The organism is Kitasatospora sp. NPDC087314 (genome assembly GCF_044744365.1).
Taxonomy (GTDB): domain Bacteria; phylum Actinomycetota; class Actinomycetes; order Streptomycetales; family Streptomycetaceae; genus Kitasatospora.
Window position 1 is genome coordinate 22,844 of record NZ_JBIUYE010000006.1, and the last position, 19,533, is coordinate 42,376.

The 19,533-nt window shown below is 70.1% G+C and carries 21 protein-coding genes and 1 pseudogene; 10 read left to right on the forward strand and 12 right to left on the reverse strand.

The genetic code is table 11. The annotated features are described in order from the left end of the window. Positions 1-786: 786 nt before the first annotated feature. From ACIO5E_RS14135 to ACIO5E_RS14150, 4 genes are all read right to left on the reverse strand, one after another. Entirely contained in the window at positions 787-1,716 is a 930-nt protein-coding gene (locus tag ACIO5E_RS14135; RefSeq protein WP_400667133.1) for a hypothetical protein, read from the reverse strand. Positions 1,717-2,877: 1,161 nt separating this feature from the next. Beyond that, positions 2,878-3,330, reverse strand: a complete 453-nt coding sequence (locus tag ACIO5E_RS14140; protein WP_400667134.1) for a hypothetical protein — start codon at positions 3,328-3,330, stop codon at positions 2,878-2,880. 181 nt (positions 3,331-3,511) lie between these two features. Beyond that, positions 3,512-5,176 carry an alpha/beta hydrolase gene (locus ACIO5E_RS14145; protein WP_400667136.1) on the reverse strand — a complete coding sequence of 555 codons (1,665 nt, stop codon included), beginning with the start codon at positions 5,174-5,176 and terminating at the stop codon, positions 3,512-3,514. Then, positions 5,173-5,502, reverse strand: coding sequence for a hypothetical protein (locus ACIO5E_RS14150; protein WP_400667137.1), 330 nt, complete (start codon positions 5,500-5,502; stop codon positions 5,173-5,175). Before ACIO5E_RS14150 ends, ACIO5E_RS14145 begins: the two co-directional genes overlap by 4 nt. A 429-nt stretch (positions 5,503-5,931) precedes the next feature. Here ACIO5E_RS14150 and ACIO5E_RS14155 point away from each other — a divergent pair, with 429 nt between their 5' ends. Together ACIO5E_RS14155 and ACIO5E_RS14160 are read left to right on the forward strand one after the other, a co-directional pair. Further along, positions 5,932-7,290 (forward strand): Mu transposase domain-containing protein, encoded by a 1,359-nt coding sequence (locus ACIO5E_RS14155; protein ID WP_400667139.1) that lies wholly within the window; start codon positions 5,932-5,934, stop codon positions 7,288-7,290. Further along, a complete protein-coding gene (locus ACIO5E_RS14160) occupies positions 7,287-8,036 on the forward strand; it encodes an ATP-binding protein (RefSeq protein ID WP_400667141.1) in 750 nt (249 codons plus the stop codon). The genes ACIO5E_RS14155 and ACIO5E_RS14160 overlap by 4 nt, the downstream gene beginning before the upstream one ends. Here ACIO5E_RS14160 and ACIO5E_RS14165 read toward each other — a convergent pair. From ACIO5E_RS14165 to ACIO5E_RS14185, 5 genes are all read right to left on the reverse strand, one after another. After that, on the reverse strand, positions 7,993-8,463 hold the full coding sequence (locus ACIO5E_RS14165; protein WP_400667143.1) for a hypothetical protein: 471 nt from the start codon (positions 8,461-8,463) through the stop codon (positions 7,993-7,995). The genes ACIO5E_RS14160 and ACIO5E_RS14165 overlap by 44 nt on opposite strands. Then, entirely contained in the window at positions 8,460-8,909 is a 450-nt protein-coding gene (locus tag ACIO5E_RS14170; protein WP_400667145.1) for a DUF6228 family protein, read from the reverse strand. The genes ACIO5E_RS14165 and ACIO5E_RS14170 overlap by 4 nt, the downstream gene beginning before the upstream one ends. Before the next feature lie 42 nt (positions 8,910-8,951). Further along, positions 8,952-10,475 carry a tyrosine-type recombinase/integrase gene (locus ACIO5E_RS14175; RefSeq protein ID WP_400667147.1) on the reverse strand — a complete coding sequence of 508 codons (1,524 nt, stop codon included), beginning with the start codon at positions 10,473-10,475 and terminating at the stop codon, positions 8,952-8,954. Between the two features lie 109 nt (positions 10,476-10,584). Beyond that, the gene (locus ACIO5E_RS14180) at positions 10,585-10,899 is read right to left on the reverse strand and encodes a helix-turn-helix transcriptional regulator (protein ID WP_266301128.1); all 315 of its coding nucleotides are present in this window, start codon (positions 10,897-10,899) and stop codon (positions 10,585-10,587) included. Beyond that, the gene (locus tag ACIO5E_RS14185; RefSeq protein WP_400667149.1) at positions 10,896-11,921 is read right to left on the reverse strand and encodes a tyrosine-type recombinase/integrase; all 1,026 of its coding nucleotides are present in this window, start codon (positions 11,919-11,921) and stop codon (positions 10,896-10,898) included. The genes ACIO5E_RS14180 and ACIO5E_RS14185 overlap by 4 nt, the downstream gene beginning before the upstream one ends. A gap of 227 nt (positions 11,922-12,148) precedes the next feature. Here ACIO5E_RS14185 and ACIO5E_RS14190 point away from each other — a divergent pair, with 227 nt between their 5' ends. Then, a complete protein-coding gene (locus ACIO5E_RS14190; RefSeq protein WP_400667918.1) occupies positions 12,149-12,271 on the forward strand; it encodes an ATP-binding protein in 123 nt (40 codons plus the stop codon). Positions 12,272-12,958: 687 nt separating this feature from the next. Here the strand turns inward: ACIO5E_RS14190 and ACIO5E_RS14195 are convergent. Further along, positions 12,959-13,459 carry an HIT family protein gene (locus ACIO5E_RS14195; RefSeq protein ID WP_400667151.1) on the reverse strand — a complete coding sequence of 167 codons (501 nt, stop codon included), beginning with the start codon at positions 13,457-13,459 and terminating at the stop codon, positions 12,959-12,961. 112 nt (positions 13,460-13,571) lie between these two features. Between ACIO5E_RS14195 and ACIO5E_RS14200 the strand changes: the two are divergent. From ACIO5E_RS14200 to ACIO5E_RS14215, 4 genes and pseudogenes are all read left to right on the forward strand, one after another. Beyond that, positions 13,572-13,814: pseudogene (locus tag ACIO5E_RS14200) on the forward strand (DUF4328 domain-containing protein); the annotation flags it as partial. A 31-nt stretch (positions 13,815-13,845) separates the two neighbouring features. Continuing rightward, on the forward strand, positions 13,846-14,118 hold the full coding sequence (locus ACIO5E_RS14205) for a hypothetical protein (RefSeq protein ID WP_400667920.1): 273 nt from the start codon (positions 13,846-13,848) through the stop codon (positions 14,116-14,118). Between the two features lie 410 nt (positions 14,119-14,528). Then, entirely contained in the window at positions 14,529-15,116 is a 588-nt protein-coding gene (locus ACIO5E_RS14210) for a hypothetical protein (protein ID WP_400667153.1), read from the forward strand. A 427-nt stretch (positions 15,117-15,543) separates the two neighbouring features. After that, complete coding sequence (locus tag ACIO5E_RS14215; protein WP_400667155.1) at positions 15,544-16,332, forward strand: hypothetical protein; 789 nt, start codon at positions 15,544-15,546, stop codon at positions 16,330-16,332. Between the two features lie 114 nt (positions 16,333-16,446). Here the strand turns inward: ACIO5E_RS14215 and ACIO5E_RS14220 are convergent, their stop codons facing one another. Then, positions 16,447-16,749, reverse strand: a complete 303-nt coding sequence (locus ACIO5E_RS14220; protein ID WP_400667157.1) for a hypothetical protein — start codon at positions 16,747-16,749, stop codon at positions 16,447-16,449. 38 nt (positions 16,750-16,787) lie between these two features. On the opposite strand from ACIO5E_RS14220, the gene ACIO5E_RS14225 reads away from it, so the two are divergent. After that, positions 16,788-17,564 (forward strand): TnsA-like heteromeric transposase endonuclease subunit, encoded by a 777-nt coding sequence (locus ACIO5E_RS14225; protein ID WP_400667159.1) that lies wholly within the window; start codon positions 16,788-16,790, stop codon positions 17,562-17,564. 139 nt (positions 17,565-17,703) lie between these two features. Here the strand turns inward: ACIO5E_RS14225 and ACIO5E_RS14230 are convergent, their stop codons facing one another. Beyond that, positions 17,704-17,952, reverse strand: coding sequence for a hypothetical protein (locus ACIO5E_RS14230; protein WP_400667161.1), 249 nt, complete (start codon positions 17,950-17,952; stop codon positions 17,704-17,706). A 20-nt stretch (positions 17,953-17,972) separates the two neighbouring features. On the opposite strand from ACIO5E_RS14230, the gene ACIO5E_RS14235 reads away from it, so the two are divergent. Next, positions 17,973-18,938 (forward strand): hypothetical protein, encoded by a 966-nt coding sequence (locus tag ACIO5E_RS14235; protein ID WP_400667163.1) that lies wholly within the window; start codon positions 17,973-17,975, stop codon positions 18,936-18,938. Continuing rightward, complete coding sequence (locus tag ACIO5E_RS14240) at positions 18,887-19,489, forward strand: TniB family NTP-binding protein (protein WP_400667922.1); 603 nt, start codon at positions 18,887-18,889, stop codon at positions 19,487-19,489. Before ACIO5E_RS14235 ends, ACIO5E_RS14240 begins: the two co-directional genes overlap by 52 nt. Positions 19,490-19,533 lie beyond the last annotated feature (44 nt).

Here is a 19,533-nt window from a genome sequence, read left to right on the forward strand (position 1 = left end):
CGCCGGCAGTCAGAGCCGCCCTCGTTCCGCTTGCCTGCCGCGCTGCCCGTTCAACTCCTGGAAGCAGGCCAGGTGGGGGCGCGCCTCGTTCGAACAGCCCTGTCGCAAACATGCCGCGGCCCCGGCACCTTGGTGGTGCCGGGGCCGGATCGGCCAGCAGAGGCCTGCTTGTCGCCGTAGATCTCGGCCTGCATCTCGGCAGTCCACACCCTTCCGCCGCTCCTGCTCCCAGCAGCGAGGTCGTCCAGGCGGTCGTGAAGGCGGACGACCGCCCGGCCTGTCAGGTAGTCGGCAGGATCTGTGTCCGTCCCCTGCGCTCGGGCGAGGCAACCAGGACGGCGCCTCCTTCTTGGACGGCCGTTGTGCGGTGAAGTTGTCCAGGCGTGCAGGGCTTGACGCGGGCCGCGGGCGAAAGCCCGGGCCCAGGCTTCGGCCACAACTAAAAGTGCGGCCCGGACGGTCGAACCGTCCGGGCCGCACCCTGGATGTACGTTAGCGAGGGGAGCCGTAGCGAAGATCCGCGACGGCACCCGCCAGCCCACCGAGCGCGACAGCGGGTATGACCGCCGTCCAGAGCTGACCGGCCATCGCTCCCGAGACCGTCGCCAGGACGAGCACGGCGGACGCGACCGCCCAGGCCTGCGGCGACCGCGGCAGCAGCGGCACGGGCTTACCGGCCCTCCGCCGTCGGACCCACTTCACGGCGAGCAGAACCACCGCCACCGCAAGGAGCGGCGGTGCCATCACATGCGCGGATATCCCCATAGCCTTCGCCCTTCTGGACTGCTAGTTGCAGTACCCGCCACTGTACTCGTAGGCCTGGAAAGTCGGAATCTTGATTTCCACGCACTGGTTGTCGTTCTGGGCATTCCAGGCGACGCGCGAAATGTTCGCGGCGTTCAGGACCCCGTAAACGTCGAACGGCGGCGGGGCGAAAGCAAAGACAGCCGCCACGAACGCGGAGTCCGCTGCTGTGTGGCCGGTCTCGTTCTTGTCGAAGTACACGGTCCCGGTGACCCAGCCCCAGGTCCACTTCGGGTCCGCGACGACGGGGAAGGCCGTGTTCTTGTCGGTGTCGATGGACTGGATCAGGGTGTTGCCCTCCAGCCGATAGCTGGTGTGGAGGGACTTGCCGGTGGCGTCCTTGGCCCAGGGAGCGTCGATGTGGCCCAGGGAGAAGGCGGCGCCGGACGCGCCGTTCTGCACGATGTCGTAGCCGCCGTCGGCCGGGACGAGGCGGGTGTTGTCGGGCAGCCCGAGGTCGAAGCGCTGCTCGGTGGACGCGCTGGAGTCCTTCAGCGTGACGAGGGCGCGGGCGCCGCCGTCTGTGGTGGCCTGGACCGCCAGGTCGGTACCGCGGGCAGCGCCCGGATAGACGGTGGTGCCCTCGGCCGTGGTGACGCCCGCAGTGCCGGTCGTGGCCGGCAGCGCCACGGTGACGGTGCTGCCGTTCGCAGCGGTGACCGCGACCCTCCCGGAGGCCGTGGTCGGCGCCGTCACGACGACGCTGCCGCTGGGCTTGGAGACCTGGGCCGTGGCGCCCCCCGCGCCGGTGGTGCTGCGGGCGATGTCTGCGGTTCCGGTGGCCCGCTGGACGACGTCGGCCGCGCGGGACGCCTGGCCGGCTGCCCCGGCCTGCGGCGCCGCCTGGGCGCCTGTGGCGCCCACCAGGCCGGCGAGCGCGAGTGCGAGTGCCGTGGCGCTGACAGCAGCCACGGAGCGGCGTGTACGCATTGAGATGTAACCCCCTCTTAGCCGCGAAAAATCTGAGGCCCCCTGCCTCAAGTGCGGCGGATGTGATTAGAACGTACACGCCAATCGAAAAATTGGCACGAACTTTCGAACCTCCACACCATTAAGATCCGGATTTAGCTGATCCGGTTTCCTGAATTCCCTTGGGGGATTCTTTAATTCCGGATGATCGCGCACACTCGAACAGTTCCCCGATGCGACCTAAAGAGCGATTTCGGGTCGACCCCGAGGGCGAGCGTTCCGACAGAAGGGGGCACAGTCCATCACTCGATGCCAACGAACTTCACTCGAAGCGGATCCAGCCCCTCGAAGCGAAAGCCGCGTGCCCCGCAGCTCGCGCAGGCTGGCGGAAACCCGTGCGACGCCCGGCGAGGGCCGGGCGTCGCATGAGGGTGTCGGGCGGGTGCGTCAGCGCTCACCGTGCTTTGGCTCGGCCTCGCGCTTCAGGATCTCCAGCAGCTCGGACGCCACCTGGACGGCCTGGCGGTGGTCCATCGCGTCGACGAGGAGCTGTGCGGTTGCCCGGGGATCGGAGGGGACCAGCCGGACTGTGACTGCGGAGGAGTCGCCGGTGTGGGCTTCCCGCTGGTCCGGCAGCGTCGGGGTGGAAACGCCGTTTCCACCCTCTTCCGTTGCCGGTGGCGCGGGGCTCGCACCAGGCGGTGTAGGAGGCGAGCTTCTCCACGAGCTGGCCGACCGTCTCGTTGTCGCGGTCGACCTCGGCCAGGAGCACCGGCACGCTGGCGCCGGGGTCGCGCAGGACGAGGTCGGCGTAGCGGGCGGGGCGGCCGGGCAGCGGGTGCTCGACCTCGGTGGAGATCGCCTGGAGGTGGCCGAACCCGGCGCGGGCGAGGAGGCTGGCGGTGGCGACGACGTCCAGGGCGTGCTCGGAGAACGCCGTGCCCGGGCCGTCGCGCTCGCGGCGAGCCCAGGCCGAGGACATCCTCGCCTGCATCGCCAACGACATCGCCGTCACCACAGAGGAGATCCTCGCCTGCAGCGGAGCTGGCGGTTGCTCTGGCTGGTCGGTTACTGGTCGCCGGCGGCGGCGCGAGCCCGGGCGTAGGCGTGGGCAGCCGGGATCCGCGGTTGAGCGCCGGTCGGCGCGGCCAGAACGGGGCGGTGTCAGTGAGGAGTCTCTGTTGTTGTGGGGGGCATCAAGCAGGGGGTTCTGACGCTGAAGGCCAGAAGCCCTCCGCTCGTGGTCTCGACAGTGACCAGGTATCGGCTCGATGCCTGGGATGCGTCGAGGACTGTGTCCACCTTGCCGTTGACGCTCTCCCGGTAGCCGTCGATCTTGAAGCCCTGCTGTTCGAGCATCGTGCGGACCTTGCGGACGGCCTCAGGATGCTGTTCGAGTGGGGTGGAGCTGTAGACCGCGTACATCAGTTTGTACCGGCCGTCCTCCCGGACCTCGTCGTTTTTGCCGACGCAGTCGCTGAAGATCGGCTCGGCGCTGCCGGGGTCGAGGGCTGCTCCGGCGGTCTGCGCCATGTACTCGGTCATGTGTTGGGCCCAGTCCTGGGCGTCCTGGCGGGCCTTGACGGGGAGAGGATCGTTGGGGCCGGGCGTGGACATGCATCCTCCGAGGATCAGTGGCAGGCAGAGCGCTATCGCGGCAGCGCCCAGACGTCGGGCTCCGACACGGCGTGCGGCGGGTCGTGGAAGGGGGAACGGCACAGTGAGATTCCTTGCGGCCGGGACGGGGGGTGAGCAACCGGAACAGCCAGGCTGGCCCTGGTCGGCCCAGCTTCAGCGGTCACGGGGGAGGTGGCGGGCTGTCGTGCAGCTTGGGAACCGTGGTCGGCGGTCTCCCGATTATGAGGCGGCCCTGGTTGTCGAGGCTCTTGCCGCCGTCCCAGTACCCGCTGTGTCCGGATGTGTCGACCTCGAAGTTGTTCCCGCCGAACCGGTCGATCATCGGATCGTCGCCGAGGGTCAGGCCCGCGGCGAGTTCGATCGGGTCGTCCGCCGCCCTGCCGGTCCAGAAGTGGCTCGGGTCGATGTGGAGCTGGTCGGCACGCTGGACGGTCATTCCGGGACTCGCGATGGCGACGATGTCGTCGGCGCCCAGTCCGTTCCCACCCGCGGCGGCCGCACCGACGAGCGTCGTCCCGTAGCTGTGACTGAAGACCGAGAGATGACTGTGGTGGTCGCCCTGGGCGACCCGGGTGCCCTGGGTGAACTGGCGCAGGGCCTCAGCGCCGTCGTCGGACCGGCCCGTCCAGGCGACGGAGAGGTTGTTCGCTTCCAGGACCGGGACCTCGGGGGCGTCGTATCCGAGCCAATAGACCACCGACACCTTCGGAATCGTCCCCTTCGCCGCCTTCTTCGCGGCGTCCTGCATGTCGTTGACGCGTGCGAGGTTCCCGTTCGTGCTGTCGATCGTCGTTCCCGTCCCCGGCACCAGGACTGCGGTGTGGTCGGCGGTGTCGGGGTTCCCCATGGCGATGATCGTCTTACCGTCGCCGTCGTAGGCCTTGGCATCGAGCCCGAGCAGGAACAACTGCTTGTCCTCGGCCGCGTTGTCGTGCTGGTCGAGCACTTCCTTGAACTTCACCAGCCTTGCCTGGAGGGCGTTGTACTCGTCATACGTCATGCCGCTTCCGCGCGGGCTGCCGGCCTTCAGCGCGTCCAGTTGCTGGTCGAGGACCAGCCGGTTCGCCTCGTCCCGAACCGTTGCGGGCAGGCCGTCCAGTTGCCCGACCTTGTCCGGGTAGAGCGCGATGTAGCTGCTCTGCTGCTCAGGGGTCAGCGACTTCCACCAGTCGGCGGACTTCTGCGGGTCCTTGTTGTCCGGGACGTCCAGACCGGCGAGGCCGAGGTCCTTTGCCACGTCCTTCACATCGGTGGCGGTCTCTGCGGTGGAGCCGAACACCCGCGGCTGGGTCAGGATGTCGGCATCGAGGCGGCCGAGGGCACGCTCCCCCTGGTCGTTCGCCTCCTTCGCATCGGCCAACGCTTTGTTGATCCAGTCCTGCGCGTCCCCCCGCAGGGTGGCCAGCGCCTTGCGTTCGGGGTCGGTTCTGGCCTCGGGGTCATTCTGCTCGCCCTTGCTCAGCGGCGGCAGACTCACCGTCCCGTCGGAGCCGACACTCAGGCCCCACTCCTCCGCGCGGTGCACGGCGTTCTTCAGGTTGGTCTGTGCCTGGGAGATCCGGTCGGCGACGGTGTCCAGGGTGAGTGCGACAGCGGCGGACTCGACCCGCACGATCTCCAGGATCTGCTCGGTCCGGCCCAAGGTGGTGAACGCCAGTTTCGCGTCCTCCCCTTCCCAGTTCGAGTGTCGCAGCGGTCCGTTGACCTGGTTGCGATGCCTGGTGTCGGCGGAGTGGGCCCCGTTGGACAGCTCGCGCCACGCCTTGGCAGCGTCGTGCAGCCCGGTCGGGTCGAAGCTGAACAGCAGTTCAAAGTCGTTGCTCACTGGCCCGGCTTCTCCCATGCCTCGCCGATCTTCTGCTTGTGCCAGACCTCGACGTTGGCGTGCTCGTTGTTCGTGTAGGCCTGCGCCGTGGCGGTGAGATTGTCAGCCGTCTTCTTGAGACGGTCGCCGACACTCGACAGCACGGGCGCCCAGCCACCCGCCACCTGGCCGAGCCGCGCGGCCACCGACCAACCCGTCAGCTGACTGACAGCCGTCTGACTGGCAGTAGCCACTGCCTGACAAGGCTTCGCAAAGTCCTCGCCGATGGCCCGCGCCACACCCGCGGACTTGTAGATCTCTCCCGGGTCAACCTTGAGATCGCCCACTGCTTTCCCCTCCCGACAAACCTTCGGCCAGCAGGAAGCCTATTTCGGTGATCGCCCCCATCTCTATCCGCATAGATACTCATCCGAAATTAGACGATTAGTCTCGCTTCCAGCGAAACAAGGCTTTTGCGCCGCTTCTGCGACTACGCCGGCCTGTGTCCTTCGCGGTTCGACGGGGGGTCGGCACCGTCCGCTGTACCGAACCCGTCATCGGACAGCCCACCCGGTCTAGGTGGCATACAAGGCCTCCAGAAGCTCGGCCTGTTGATGGCGCTGGTTGAATCTCCCCAGGTGGTGCTGGGGGTTGGGCCAAACATGCTGGGCTTGGTTCCCCACCCTTTGGGTGATCCTCTCCGGCGTGTCTGGATAGCTGGGGTGGGCTGCGGCAAGCCTGCGTGAGCAACGGTTGGGCCTCGTCGGAGGGGCTGGGTGCTCACAGTGGAAGAAGACCTCGACGCGCACGCTCTGCGCCGTCAGGGCTGGACGATCTCGGCGATCGCCCGCCATCTGGGCCGGGACCGCAAGACGATCCGGGCCTACCTGAACGGCGAGCGGATTCCGCAGCAGCGTCGCCAGGCTCCCGACGCCTTCGTGCCGTTCCTGGACTACTGCCGCCAACGCCTGGCTGACGACCCTCACTTGTGGGCCTCAGCACTGTTCGATGAGGTGGTCCAGCTCGACTACCGGGGCGCTTACTCGACGTTCACGGAGGCGCTTCGCCGCTACCAGGTGCGGCCGCACTGCGAGCCGTGCCAGGCGTCGAAGGGCCGGGACCGGGCCGTGATCGCGCACCCGCCCGGGGAGGAGATCCAGTTCGACTGGGTCGAGCTGCCCGACCCGCCAGCCGGCTGGGGTGTCGGCGCGCACGCCCACTTGCTGGTCGGCGCGCTCGCGCATTCGGGCCGGTGGCGGGCGGTGCTGGCGGACTCGGAGGACTTCCCGCACCTGAACCAGGCCCTCGATGCGGTGCTGCGCAAGCTCGGCGGGACCGCGAGGCGCTGGCGCTTCGACCGGATGGCGACGGTCTGCTACCCGTCGAGCGGGCAGGTCACCCCGGCGTTCGCCGGGGTCGCGAAGTTCTACGGGGTCCAGGTCGCGATCTGCCCGCCACGGCGGGGCAACCGCAAGGGCGTGGTGGAGAAGGCCAACCACAGTGCCGCGCAACGGTGGTGGCGAACGGTCCCGGACGCCCTGACCGTCGAGCAGGCCCAGTCCGGCGTCGACAAGCTCGCCATCCGGATGGACGACCGCCGCCGCAACGTGGACGGGATGAAGGTGACAGTTGCCGAACTCGCTGCTGCTGAACCGATGTTGGACCTTCCGACGCTGCCGTTCCCCGCCGATCTGGAGGCCACCCGGACGGTCAGCCCGCAGGCCCTGGTCTCCTTCGAGGGCAACCTCTACTCGGTCCCGCCTGGGATGCCGGGGATGCAGGTCATCGTCCGACACCGGCTCGGCGAAGACTACCTCCACATCGTCACCGCCGGCCGGGCGGTGGTCGCCCGCCACCAGCTCGCGCCGCGCGGCGCCGGGCGGACGATCCGCGACGCGGGCCACGTGATCGCGCTGGAGCGGGCGGTCCTCGCACAGGTCAGCGACCGGGCGCCCTGCAAGACCAAGACTCGTCGCCCGCTGTCCGCCGCGGCGCTCGCGGAAGCCGACCGACTACGGGGCCAGGCCGCCGGCGCGAACCCGGCCGAGCGGGTCGTGATCAACCTCGACACCTATGCCGCCGTGGCCGACCGGCTGCGGACCGCTCCGACACCTGAGGAGGAACTCGGCAAGTGAGCACCCCACCCACGCAGATGAGTGAAGCGCGCCGCTATTCGCAGCTGCGGGCCCACCTGTCCTACCTGAAGCTCAACGACGCGTTCGACGCCCTCCCGCGGGTGCTGGACCAGGCCCGCTCCGAGAACCTGTCGATGACCGCCGCCCTGGAGCGGCTGCTGGAGATCGAGGTCGAGGCCACCGAGGCCCGGCGCCTGGCGGCCCGGGAAAGGTTCGCCTGTCTCCCGGAGCCCTGGACGTTGTCGGACTTCGACTTCTCCGCCCAGCCCGGCGTCGACGAGAAGCTGATCCGCGACCTGGCCACCCTCCGCTTCCTCGACGACGCATCGAACGTGCTGTTCGTCGGCCCGCCCGGGGTCGGCAAGACCATGCTGTCGGTCGCGCTCGGCCGCGCGGCGGTCGACGCGGGCCACCGCGTCTACTTCACCACCGCGGCCGAGCTGGCGGCCAAGTGCCACAAGGCCGCGCTGGAGGGCCGCTGGAAGACCTGCATGCGCTTCTTCGCAGGCCCCCGGCTTTTGATCATCGACGAGCTCGGCTACCTGCCGCTGCCCGAGGACGGCGCCTCGGCGCTCTTCCAGGTGATCAACCAGAGGTATCTGAAGTCGAGCACGATCCTGAGCACCAACGTCGGCATCGCCAAAGCGCACATGTTCCGCTCAACCTGTGCGAGGCAGCGCCGAATGTCGACGGGTTCGGGGGTCAGGCTGGCGGGTCGGACCGGTGCGTGCGCCAGAGCGACCTGAGGGCTTCGAGCTCGGTTCGGGGGAAGTGTTCGCCCCACTTGCCGCGGTACCCGCTCTCGCCGTACTTCGTGGCGACTTCGTCGAAGCAGCGGATCACCGCTCGTGCCACGGCGTCGACGCTCTGCTGGGTCGACCAGATCTCGGTGCCAGCGTTGTCGTGCTTGGACCCGTCCGGTAGTTGAAGGACGCGGATCCACACGTCGTCGCCTGCGCGGTAGAAGATCCACCGGAAAGCGGTGGGCTCTGCCTGGAACTGGGCACGCGTCTCGGCTTCACCGCTGACCAGCCGGGCGATCGCCGTCAGGAGATCCTCGGGGGCGCTGGTGATGTACGACGCTGTGACTTCGGCATCAGCATGCCCGTCAGCGATCCGGCAGTCCGCCCACCCGTGTCCGTTGAGAGTCCAGACAAGCCGCAGATCAGTCACGGCCGCCCGTCCTGCTGGGTGAGGAAGCGTCGGACATCGACCGCGAGGGCAGACATGTGCTCGCCGGCGTCGAGCCAGGTCGTAACGGATGCCTCCCAACCACCGGCCGCACTTCTCCACGGGCGAAGAGTCCAGGTCAGCCCGACGTGACCACCGGAGCGGAAGACCGCGCTGACGGTGAGATCCCGGTCGTTGGTCTGCCAGACCCGCTGCCCGTCCCAGCCGCGGAAGTCGACCGCCAGTCCCTCCAGGAAGGGCGCCAGGTCGGTGCCCCAGTTCCAGGCGACCACCTCGTCAACCCGAATGGTCAGCCCCGGCGCGGACGCTTCGACGGCGTACTTCACGCGGTCCTCGTCGGGCCGGGAGGAGTCGCAGAGGCGCACGCTGACGGAGCGGTTGTTCTGGCAGCGGACGGTCACGGCGGTCGGCGTGTCGTGGGAGTTCATCGGTTGAACGGTAGATCACGGAGGCCCCACCCGTCGCGGAGATTACGCGTCGGGGAGGCGTCCTGCGTCGACGTGATCGGCGAGGTAGATCATGACGCCCTCGGGGTCCATGCCGAGGGCTGCGGCGACGAGTTTGGGGTCCAGAGTGTTCACGAGGTCGGCAAGGCGGGTGCATCGCAGAGTCCGAGGCGGAACGCCGCAGGGGTCCAGGAGGTGGCTGACATAGGCGGTCGACGCCGGTGCCCGGCCGCTCCTGGTGATCTTGGTGACGATCACGTGGGGGTTGTCGGTGCGCTGGTCCGTGCGGTGGGCCAGGCAGCGCTGCAGCACCGACCAACTGACCGGGTCCATAGGCACCGGATGCGGCCGTTTATCCAGGCGGATGGTGCGGTTGACGGGGTCGAGGTCGTCCACGCGCAGGAGCCGGACCTCGCTGCTGGAGGCCGCGTGGAGGAGGGCCAGGATTCCGAGCAGTGCCTCATGCGGGTGCGCGTCGGTGCCGGTGGTCCAGCGGCGGAACAGCTGCCGCTGCTGCCCGACAGCGACGGTGGTGCCGCTGAACCCTGACGGGCCTTTGGCCTTCACTCCCCGGGTGGGGTCGATGAGCACGACCTTGCGGGAGCGGGCGAAGCGGAAGTACTGCCTCAGCACGGTCAGCCGGCGTTGCCGGGCCTTGGGCATGGTCGCCAGGAATGCCTCGACATCGTGTACGTCGGTCAGGGCCCAGTCCTGCTTGTTGCGCGTGCTGGTCAGGAAGCGGGCGAGGTCACGGACGATGGCCAGGGCCGCCTCGATGGTGCTGTCCGTGCGAGGCAGGGTGCCGGCCTTGAGGGCGCGCTCGCGTGCTCGCAGCATGGACTCGGCGAACGCCTGGACCTGCGGCCGCAGCGGGAGCGGGGTGGCGTCGATGCGGCGTCGGCGGCGTCCGGCGGCAAGCCGTTGCGCCTGGTCGGTGGGAAGGGCAAGGCCGCGCTGAGTGAAGAAGCCTTCGAGCGCCCGGGCGAGGGAGCCCATCGACCGACCGGGGCGGCGGGCGCGGTCCAGCAGGGCCTGGGGGTGGTTGGGATGTTCGTCCTCCAGCAGCCTGCCCACGGTGCAGGCGCGACTCGCGCAGTGCCGTTCGGCGAGATGGCCAGCGAAGTCAGCCAGCCAGGGCACGGGCTCGGCGAGCCGCGCGGCCAGATTCTCGGCGGCGGTGAAGGGTCGGTCGGGGTGCTTTTGCCAACAGGCTGAACACAGCCCGAGCCCGGCATGACGCCGCAACTGGCCGCAGGCGGCGCACTGCCGCGGTGGCTGCTTGGTCTGCCGCTGGCGCGAGCAGTGGCCACACCATCCGGTGCCGGTCTGCAGGAAGCCGGGCCGCTGGCAGCGAGGACAGATCTGCTTCGCGGCCTGCCTGTCCGCTTCGCGTCGGCAGATCCCGCAGTGGCTGGCGGTCGGTGACCGGACCGGGCGGCCGCAGCCCGCGCAGGTCCGCGAGCAGGTGATGCACCGTCCGGTCTCGGCCTGCAGGACGCGTGACCTCCCGCAGCCAGGGCAGGACGCGCGGGCGGCCTCGTCCTTCATCCGGGCCGTGCAGCGGCAGCAGTGCTGCCGGTCGATGAACCCGACCGGCGCACCGCACCCGACACAGTCCCGCTGCCTTTTGCCCATACCTCGCCCGCGCCTCCTTCGGTCAGATCGGCGGCATCGACCGGCCCCGGGCCGAGGCGACCCGGGGCAAATCTGCTGCCGGTCGAGGAGGAGCCGCAGGGCGTTCGACAGGGGTGGTGTCGACCTCGATCAGGTCGTTGGGGGTGCACTCCAACGCGGTGCACAACGCTGCGAGCGTGGACATCTTCACCTGGGAGGGTTCCTTGGTGAACAGGGCCGACACCGAGGCGGAGGACAGTTCCAGGCCGGCCTTCTCGGCCAGGAGCCGCCGTAGCTGGGCGCCGGTCCAGACCTCGCGCTGGGCGGCGGCCATCCGCAGCTTCCACTTGATGTTCACGGCGTGGGTTCCTCTCCGGTGAGCTCGCCGAGTGTGCTGGTCACGGCGCGTCGATAGGCGTCCTCGATGAACGTGGCCGATGGCCGGACGTATCTCATGGTCGAACTGACAGTCCAGTGACCGAGTAGCTGCTGGATGGCCACCAGGTCCACTCCGCGTTCGTAGTTGTGGGTCGCGCAGGCTCTCCGCAGGGCATGGGGGCTGAACCGGTCGGCGGCCGGACGGCCCTCCAGCTCCATCAGGTATCGCAGGCGGTTGCGGACAGTGCCCTGGTGAAGGTGGCCGCCCGACTCGTCGGCGAACAGCGCGGGCGAGTCGGGGAACTTGCCGCGGACGTCGTCGAGGAACCAGCGCAGGATCAGGTCCAGCTGGTCGAGCATGGGCACCCAGCGCGGACGGGGCCCGGAGGTGTGGGCACCTTTGCCGAACCGCACGTGCAGCTTGCCGAACGGTCCGCGGCTGAAGTGCACGTCCGGACGATCCAGGAGCGAGGCCTCCTCCGAGCGCAGTCCGGCGTGATACAGAGTCCGGAACAGTGCGTAGTCACGGGCGGCAGGCGCGTACTTGCGGGCGGTGGCGATCCGGGCCTTGAGGAACTCGAAGAACTCCTCGACCCGCTCAGGGGTCGGCGGCGGCAGCAGGGCCGGGGAGTCGTCGCCGACATGCCGCGAGGCGTTGAACTCGTCCACCGGGCAGACCAGCCGGACCCCGAACGCGGCCTCGATCTCAACGGCCTTACGGGCCTGCAGGAACCGGTGGAAGCCCTTGAAGATTTGGACGTACCCGCGGCGGGTGGATGGCGCCCGCCCTTCCACGGCCAGGCCGCCGACCACGCGATCAATGTCCTCGGGCGTGACATCCCACGCCGGCCGTCCCAGCGCCTTCAACGTTCGCTCCAGCAGGCCGATGTCGTTGTCGACCGTCACCGGACTGAACCCCCGGGCCCGCCACGAGGCCACGAACGCCTCCACACACAGCGCCTGGAACTCCCATGGATCCCAGGCAACGGGCACCTCGGGCACCGTCCGGCCCTCGATCACCCGCAGACGCGACTCCACCATCCGGCACACCTTCCTCGTACCTGACGAATGGAGGTAGCGCCTACAAAACCGCGCTGTCAGCAAGACAATCAAAGAGACATTCAGACCCATGAAACGGCCAGGTCGCAGGGCATCCTCTCCCCGAGGAACAAGTGCCAGCCCCAGTTGACTGGGCCTCGGCCTTCGGCGACGCGACCGTCGCTGCCGCGATGCTGGACCGCCTCCTGCACCGGGCAGCCGTCGTCGGCATCGACGGCCCCTCCTACCGGCTCCGCCACCACCAGGGCCACGCCGACAACCTTCGCCAGGGAGTGAACGCCCGTGTCTCCTGAACTCGGCACCATCAACGACGAGTTGGAGCGGACCTGCCCCGAGTGCGGGATCGGCTTCACCGTCGAGTCCGCGGCCAGCCGCCGCAAGTACTGCTCGCCGACCTGCCGCGAGCGCGGCACCGCGCACCTGCCCAAACTGCGGAACTGCCCGCAGTGCCGCAAGGAATTCACCACCGACCTGAGCCGGAAGAGGAAGTTCTGCTCGCCCGAGTGCCGGACCGCCTCGCGCCGCAGCGCGGCCCACATGGAAACCCGGACCTGCCCCGTCTGCGAGAACCCCTTCCAGGCTTGGGAAGACCGTCCGCACCGTCTACTGCTCGATGGTCTGCCGCCGCGAAGCCGAGCACCGCCGCGACCAGGCCCTGGACGAGGAACGGGCCCGCCGGCTCGGCCAGGCTCCACCACCCGCACCGCCGGCCCGGGTCGAACTCCCCCCGCCGCCTCCGGCCCGCCCTGCCCCGCGGCAGCCCGCAGCGGCGCGCGATCCGTTGGAGCCGACCGCGACCCGGGACTGCCCGCACTGCCAACGGCCAATCACCATCGTCGCGTTGCTGGCCACTCCCGAGGCCGCGCGGCCGACGATGCCCCACCTCCGCACCGACGTCATCCCGCTGCGGAGGACCCCTTGAACTGAATCACCGATCGTCAACGAGGGGCGACCGTTGGGTCGTCCCTCGTTGACGTGTCTCATCCCGCGCTCTCTGGCATGGCAGCCAGCTCGGACAGCACATCGAGCTCGTGGCCAATCGCCTCGCGCAAGGCGTCATGCTGCGGTCCGAGCGCGCTTGCGGGATCGCGCCAGTTCTCCGCGGGATACAGCCACACCGGGCGACGGACGAGATCCGGACTTTCCCACTCGAACCGGGGCCACACATGCGCGTGCAGGAAGCCGTCGGTATTGCCGAGGATCTCCAGGTTCACTCGCCGGAACTCCGGGTCCAGACGCCGACAGGCCCGCTCCACGGCCTCACCCAGCCGATCCATGTCCGCCAGGAAGGCCATTCGCTTGCTCTGCGGAAGATCGGACAGGCGCTCCACGCCGGGCTCGTCAACCAGCAGAACCGAATACCCCGGCAGGAACTGCACGTCGCCGATCACCGCGAAGCCGGCGTCAAGCCGCCGGAGCACAGTGGGGTTCGCGCCGTTCAGGGCGCTGCCGATCCTGTCGTCCCGCCAATTGTCAATCATGAGAGCGCACCCTACACACGCGTGATCAAGCAGGACTCAGCCGATCGCTCCCGATGGCGGGCGCTCGTCGCTCCCCATATTCCCCACTCCGTTCAAAGCCGGACGAAGTGAGGTGAACAGCAGCGTTGGCCAAAATCGACCAGCCTCATCACACGCAAGCCAACTCCACCTCGTGGCCCTGCTGGCCTCGGCGGTCACCTTCATCCTCTGGTTCTACCGGGTACGGGTGAACGCCGAGAGATTCAACCCCCACGGCCACAGACTCAAGCGCGGATGGGCGATCGGCGCCTGGTTCACCCCCGTCGCAGGCCTCTGGCTCCCCCGGCAGATCGCAGCCGACACCTGGCAGGCCAGCACCCGCCCCGACGAGTCCGGAATCCCCCCCGATCACTCACACGCTCCTCAGCCTCTGGTGGGGCACCCTCTGGGCCACCATCGTGATCGGCCGACTGGACGCCAACTTCTACGGCCAGGCCCGATACCCGGACTCCTACCAGGAAGCGATCGCCTGGCTGACCGCCTCCGACCTGCTGGAACTCGCAGCCGCCGTCTTCGCCATCCTCGTCGTGCGGAAGCTGACCGCCCTGCAGGAACAGCGCACCACCGAATCCACCACCCGCGCATACGGAACCCCCGCCCAGACAACACTCAACCGCTGACAAGCGACACCGCCGACAGGACCGAGGCCGTGTCTTCCCCCACCAGGCGAAGACACGGCCTCAACGCATCAGCCGACACCCCGGGACCCTCCGGCCGCCCAGCAGCACACCCGACCCGGACGCCGCCGCGCAGCCCTGCCGCCGACCATTGGACTCACCGCCATCCACGCCTGCCGCCGCACCACGTACCGTCACAAAGGCGGTCCTTCACCAGGTCGAGCGCCCTCATCCAGCTCGTAAACGCGTGGCACAGCGTCGTCCTCACGGCCGCAGCTGCGCGAGGACGACGACCAGGACGTCGGGAACGTCGGCAGGCACCGAACAGGCCCCGACGGACCCGGTGAAGTCCGGCGTCGGCCATACGGGCAGTCAGTTTTCTGTTCTGTACTACGTGCTTTCCCACACCCACCGTGCATCACCCCCGGAGCCACCTCTCGATAAGCATCACCTGCCCGACGTGCGCAGCCGCGGACGACACCGCCGCCGTACAGGACGCCCTGCTGGACGCCGATCGGCCCCTGGACCCGCCGACCCGGGAGCTGCTGGCGGTGCCGCCGGAGCGCGGGGCCACGACCGGGGTCGCAGTCACCTTCTTCGTTCTGGCCGGCTTCTTCGGCCTGCTGGGCCTGCGCACCCTGCTCCCCCGTGACGACGGTGGGAGCTCCGAGGCCGCGTACCGGGTCGGCTACCACTACGGCGCGTTGCTCGTTGCGGCGGTCCTTCTGGGCATCGGACTCACCGTCCACTCCGACCACCGGAGCCGTCGCAGGGACACGGCCGACCAGTGGCCGCACGACCATGGACAGTGGCAGAAGCTCCAACGGGTGTGGCGGGAGACCTGGTTGTGCCGCCACTGCCGCGTCGCGTTCCTCCCCGCCGCAGCAGTGCGCCCCGAGGCCGCCGCCGCGTCCTGCGTACCGATCACGCAGTTCCCGCAGTGGACCGCCGCCCTCGCCCGTCAGGGCGCGGGCCGCCCCGGTCCCCCAGCCGGCCGGTAGTAGCCGGGCCTCGAGGAGCCGCCTGGGCCGTGGTGGAGATCGCGGGCACGTCGGCGGGCCGTGCGGAGCGGTGGGCGGTATGGAAGGTGACGGCGGGTGCGGTGGGGCCCGCTTCGCCGGGCCGGGTCGAAGGCGGGTGCGGTACTGTCGTGGCAGGGCCGGGAAGAAGGGGATCCCGGGCGGGCGTGCACACCATCGGGCGCCACGTCCACGGGGGACGGTCGACCGCGGCACCGAACGCCTTCCCCCCGCCCCGGCACACCTGCGCCGGGCGCTCCACGGGGACGTGTGTACTATCATCCGACGCGCCCAATGCCCAACAGTGTCACGGTCGCTCGCCGGAGGGCGGGCCACCGCGAAAGCGCTGGAACTGTGGTGACATCGGGTCGAACAGGACAGGCCGTGCCGTCGAACGTGGAGTGGTCGAATGCCATCACCGGGGCGCCGCAAGGCCCTCCTCGTCGTTGGCGCCGTCGTCGCCCTGGCTGCTCTGTCCGCAGTGGTGCGCTATGCGGACCGCGAGCCCAGAGCTGACGCGGGGCTGTTCAGCCAGGTGCTCCTCAGCGCCGACGGCCGCACCCTCACAACACCGGTCATGTGGGCACCGTGCCAGGAGGCCGAACCGCGGCTGTTTGCGCGCGAGACGCCGCAGACGGTCGCCGCGGATCTGAAGACCGGGCGCACCGTGGACCAGACCCACGAGTGCCCCTCAGCCGGCCGTCTGGTCAGTCTCACACTCCACGCCCCTCTGGGGACCAGACAGCTGTCGGAGGCCAACACGGGAAAGCCCTTCGTCCCGTTCCCCGCCGCCCGGCTCGCCGACGTCGGCTACCTCCCCCCGGGCTTCACCGCGATATCGGACGTCCCACAGGTCTTCGGCTCCGTGGCCGGACCCTGGACTCCCAATCCGTACAACCGCAGCGACACCGTGCCCTCCTGGACCCGCTACTACGCGACCGTCGGCAAACCCGCGCTGAGCATCACCCAAAACCTCCCCGCAGCCGGCACCCACGACCCGGCACCGGGCACCCATGCCGGTCCACCGATGTCCGTCAACGGCCACAGCGCATCCCTCGTGTGCGACACGGATTCCGAACGCGCCCTCACCTGGTCCGACGGCGTCAGCACCTTCACCGTGGTGAGCATCGACCCGCACCACGCGGCGCTCTCGCCCTCCGAGCTCCTCCGGGTGGCCAACGGCCTGCGGAACCCCTGAAAGGCACGAACAGCACGCATCCGTCCTCTGCCTCGGCACCGCGAGCAACGGCGGCCCCGTGCCCCATCACGGATTCGAGGCCGTCCAGGCGCTGCACGACCCCGCCCAGGTGCGTTACTTCTCCCAGGGGACGGCGCGGGCGAAGACCTCGTTGACCTGGGCTGCGACGTCCTGGCGGATCGTGGCGAGGGAGACGGCGGCCATCACGGCGAAGGTCCAGCGCAGGCTCGTGGCCATCCCGGGGCTGTCCGCCATGAGCGGGACCATCGGCAGCAGGACGGCGGCTGCGGCGAATACCGCGGCCGGTGCCAGGCGGGGCATCCACCGTGCCAGGGGGCCCGGGATCACGATGTCGGACGGTGCTCCCGTCAGCAGGGCGGCGCGGTCCCCCGCGAGGAGCGCCCGCAGGCCATTCACGAGCGATCTCTGGTCACCTCGTCGACCGCGGCGGCGCTGTGGGCCTGGGCAAGGTCGCGTTTGTGGGCGCGGAAGACGGCGGCGATCCGCAGGTTCTCCCTCCGCATGGCCGCCGTGATCTCGGGTCCCGCCTGGTGGATGCGCCCCGGGTACATGCCGGCGCGCTCGACCCCGACGGCGATCTCCTCCAGCCGCCGAGGCTGGGCCGGCGGCCGCCCCGGGCACCCGCACTGCTGCACGGCAAGGCCGGACGGGCGGGCGGCAGCGACCGAAGCGACCAAGGCCACCGGGGCGCCGAGGCGGTGCTGTTGGACCGCGAGCGTTCGGTGACCGGCCTGGCGGGGCGGCCGGTGCGGCTGCTGTGGCGCGAGGAGGACGGCACGGTGCGTTCCTGGGTGCCGCAGTTGTTCGCCCGCTACGCGGACGGCGGGGCGCTGCTGGCCGACTGCCCTGCCGTTGCTGGCGGGGGCGGGCCGGCGGCGCAGCGGGCGGCGCGGGTGCTGGCGCAGGTGTGTGAGGGGGTGGGGTGGGTGTACCGGCGGCTGGAGCCGCCGTCGCCGGTGGTGGCGGCGAATGTGCGGTGGCTGGCCGGCTACCGGCATCCGCGGTTCGGGGCTGACGGGGTGCTGCGTGAGGCGGTGCTGTCGGCGTTCGCCGAGCCGCGGGCGCTGGCGGAGGGGGTCGCGGCGGTGGGGGTGCCGTTGCGGGCGGGGCCGATGGCTTTCCATCTGCTGTGGTCCGGCGCTCTGACCGCGGGGTTGGGGAAGCGGCCGCTGGACGCCGGGACCGTGGTGGGCCGGGGGGTGGCGGCGTGAGCGGCGGGTCGGGTCGGCGGGTGCTGGCGGTGGGGGCGCACATCGTCTTCGACGGGCGGGCCTGGCAGGTGGTCGGGGTGGAGGGGCAGCTGGTGCGGCTGGCCGGCGAGCGCGGGGAGGTCGCGACGGTGCTGGCCGGTCACCTGGTGGCGGCGCCGGACTTCGCGGTGACCGGCGCGCGGCCGCAGGTGGGGGTGCCGCAGTGGGGGCTGTTCCAGACGGTGCCGGTGCGCGAGCAGGAGAAGGCGCTGGCCTGGCAGCGGCACATCCAGGAAGTGGAGTACGGGCTCGTCGGCGGGGAGGGGGCGGCGGGGGTGCCGCGGCCGCAGTACGACCCGCTCTCGCGCACGCTGGCCGAGCGGGAGCAGGCCAAGGCCGCAGAGCTCACGGCCCTGGGGGGGGGAACACGTGGCTGTCAGCACCGTGCAGCGGATGCGGCTGAATTACCGGCGCCAGGGGCTGTGGGGGCTGGTCGACCACCGCACCACCAAGCCCGCCAGCCGCACCGGGCGCGCCGACGAGAAGGTCGTCGCCGCGGTGCTGGAGGCGCTGCGGCGCCAGCGCGGCCGCTCCACAGGCACGGTGAAGGGGCTGATGCAGCTCACCAGGCAGGTGCTGGACGAGCGGTACGGAGTGGGGGTGGTGAAGCTGCCGGCGCAGGCGACGTTCTACCGGCTGGTGAAGGCACTGGCCGACCCCGCCGAGCTGCCCGGCCGGCCTGCGCGCACCGCAACCGCCTCACCGGGGCGGCCGTTCACGCCGGCGGTGGCGCTGCGGCCGGGCGAGCAGGTCATGCTCGACTCCACCCGCCTGGACGTCATGGCTGTCTTCGGCGACGGCACCACCGGCCGCCCGGAGCTGACCATCGCGCTGGACGTCGCCACCCGCTCCATCCTCGCCGCCGTCCTGCGCCCGGCGAGCACCAAGGCCGTCGACGCGGCGCTGCTGCTCGCCGAGATGGCCGTCCCGCACCCGCTGCGGCCGGACTGGCCGGCCGCGCTGGCGATGTCCCGCGCGCCCGTGCCGTACGAGGACCTCCTGGACGCGGACCCGCGTCTGGAGACCGCCGTGGGCCGTCCCGTCGTGGTGCCGGAGAGCGTGGTCGTCGACCGCGGCCGGATCTTCCTCTCCGCGGCGTTCCTGGCCGCCTGCGAGAGCCTGGGCATCAGCGTGCAGCCCACCCCGCCCCGGCGCCCTACCGCCAAGGGCCACGTCGAGCGCGCCTTCGGGTCCGTCAACACCCTGTTCTGCCAGCACGTCGCCGGCCACACCGGCTCCAACGCCCTGCGCCGCGGATCCGACAGCCAGCCAGCGCCAAGACCCTGGCCGCCGAGTTCGCCCGCTTCATCGGCCTGCCCGTCACTCCGCGCATGACCCAGGCCCTGCTCACCGCCACCGTGTGCAGCATGTACGCCAGCGTCGGGGTGCGCCTGGTCCTCGTGGACGAGATCCACCGCCTCAACCCCCGCACCACCAACGGCTCGGAAGCCGCCGACTTCCTCAAAGACCTCACCGAACGCCTGCCCGCGACCTTCGTCTACGCCGGCATCGACGTCGCCGACACCCCGCTGTTCTCCGGGGTGCGCGGCGCTCAGCTGGCCGGGCGTACCTCGCTGATCGACTGCGACCCCCTGCCCGCCCGTATCGGCGACCAGACGCCGTTCCGTTCCACCGTGGCCGCGTTCGAGAACGCCCTCGACCTCACCGCGCACCGCCCCGGCTCCCTACGGCGGCTGGCCCCGTACCTCCACCAACGCACCGCGGGCAGGATCTGGAGCCTTTCGCGTCTCATCCGCCAGGCCGCGATCACCGCGATCCTCGACGGCACCGAGAAAGTCACCAAGACCTCCCTGGACGCGATCACCCTCGACCACCTCGCCGAACAACACCACCGACCGGTCCGGCCCACGGCCAGGCGGCGGTGAACCATCCGCCCCGCACCCGACACCGCCACCCAGCCGGTCGCCAC

Excerpts from the sequence above, each read along its gene's own strand:
- ACIO5E_RS14140 (WP_400667134.1), bottom strand. The coding sequence starts at position 3,330 with ATGTCCACGCCCGGCCCCAACGATCCTCTCCCCGTCAAGGCCCGCCAG.
- ACIO5E_RS14170 (WP_400667145.1), bottom strand. The coding sequence starts at position 8,909 with ATGAACTCCCACGACACGCCGACCGCCGTGACCGTCCGCTGCCAGAAC.
- ACIO5E_RS14175 (WP_400667147.1), bottom strand. The coding sequence starts at position 10,475 with ATGAAGGACGAGGCCGCCCGCGCGTCCTGCCCTGGCTGCGGGAGGTCA.
- ACIO5E_RS14190 (WP_400667918.1), top strand. The coding sequence starts at position 12,149 with ATGCTGGACCGCCTCCTGCACCGGGCAGCCGTCGTCGGCATCGACGGC.
- ACIO5E_RS14195 (WP_400667151.1), bottom strand. The coding sequence starts at position 13,459 with ATGATTGACAATTGGCGGGACGACAGGATCGGCAGCGCCCTGAACGGC.
- ACIO5E_RS14215 (WP_400667155.1), top strand. The coding sequence starts at position 15,544 with ATGCCATCACCGGGGCGCCGCAAGGCCCTCCTCGTCGTTGGCGCCGTC.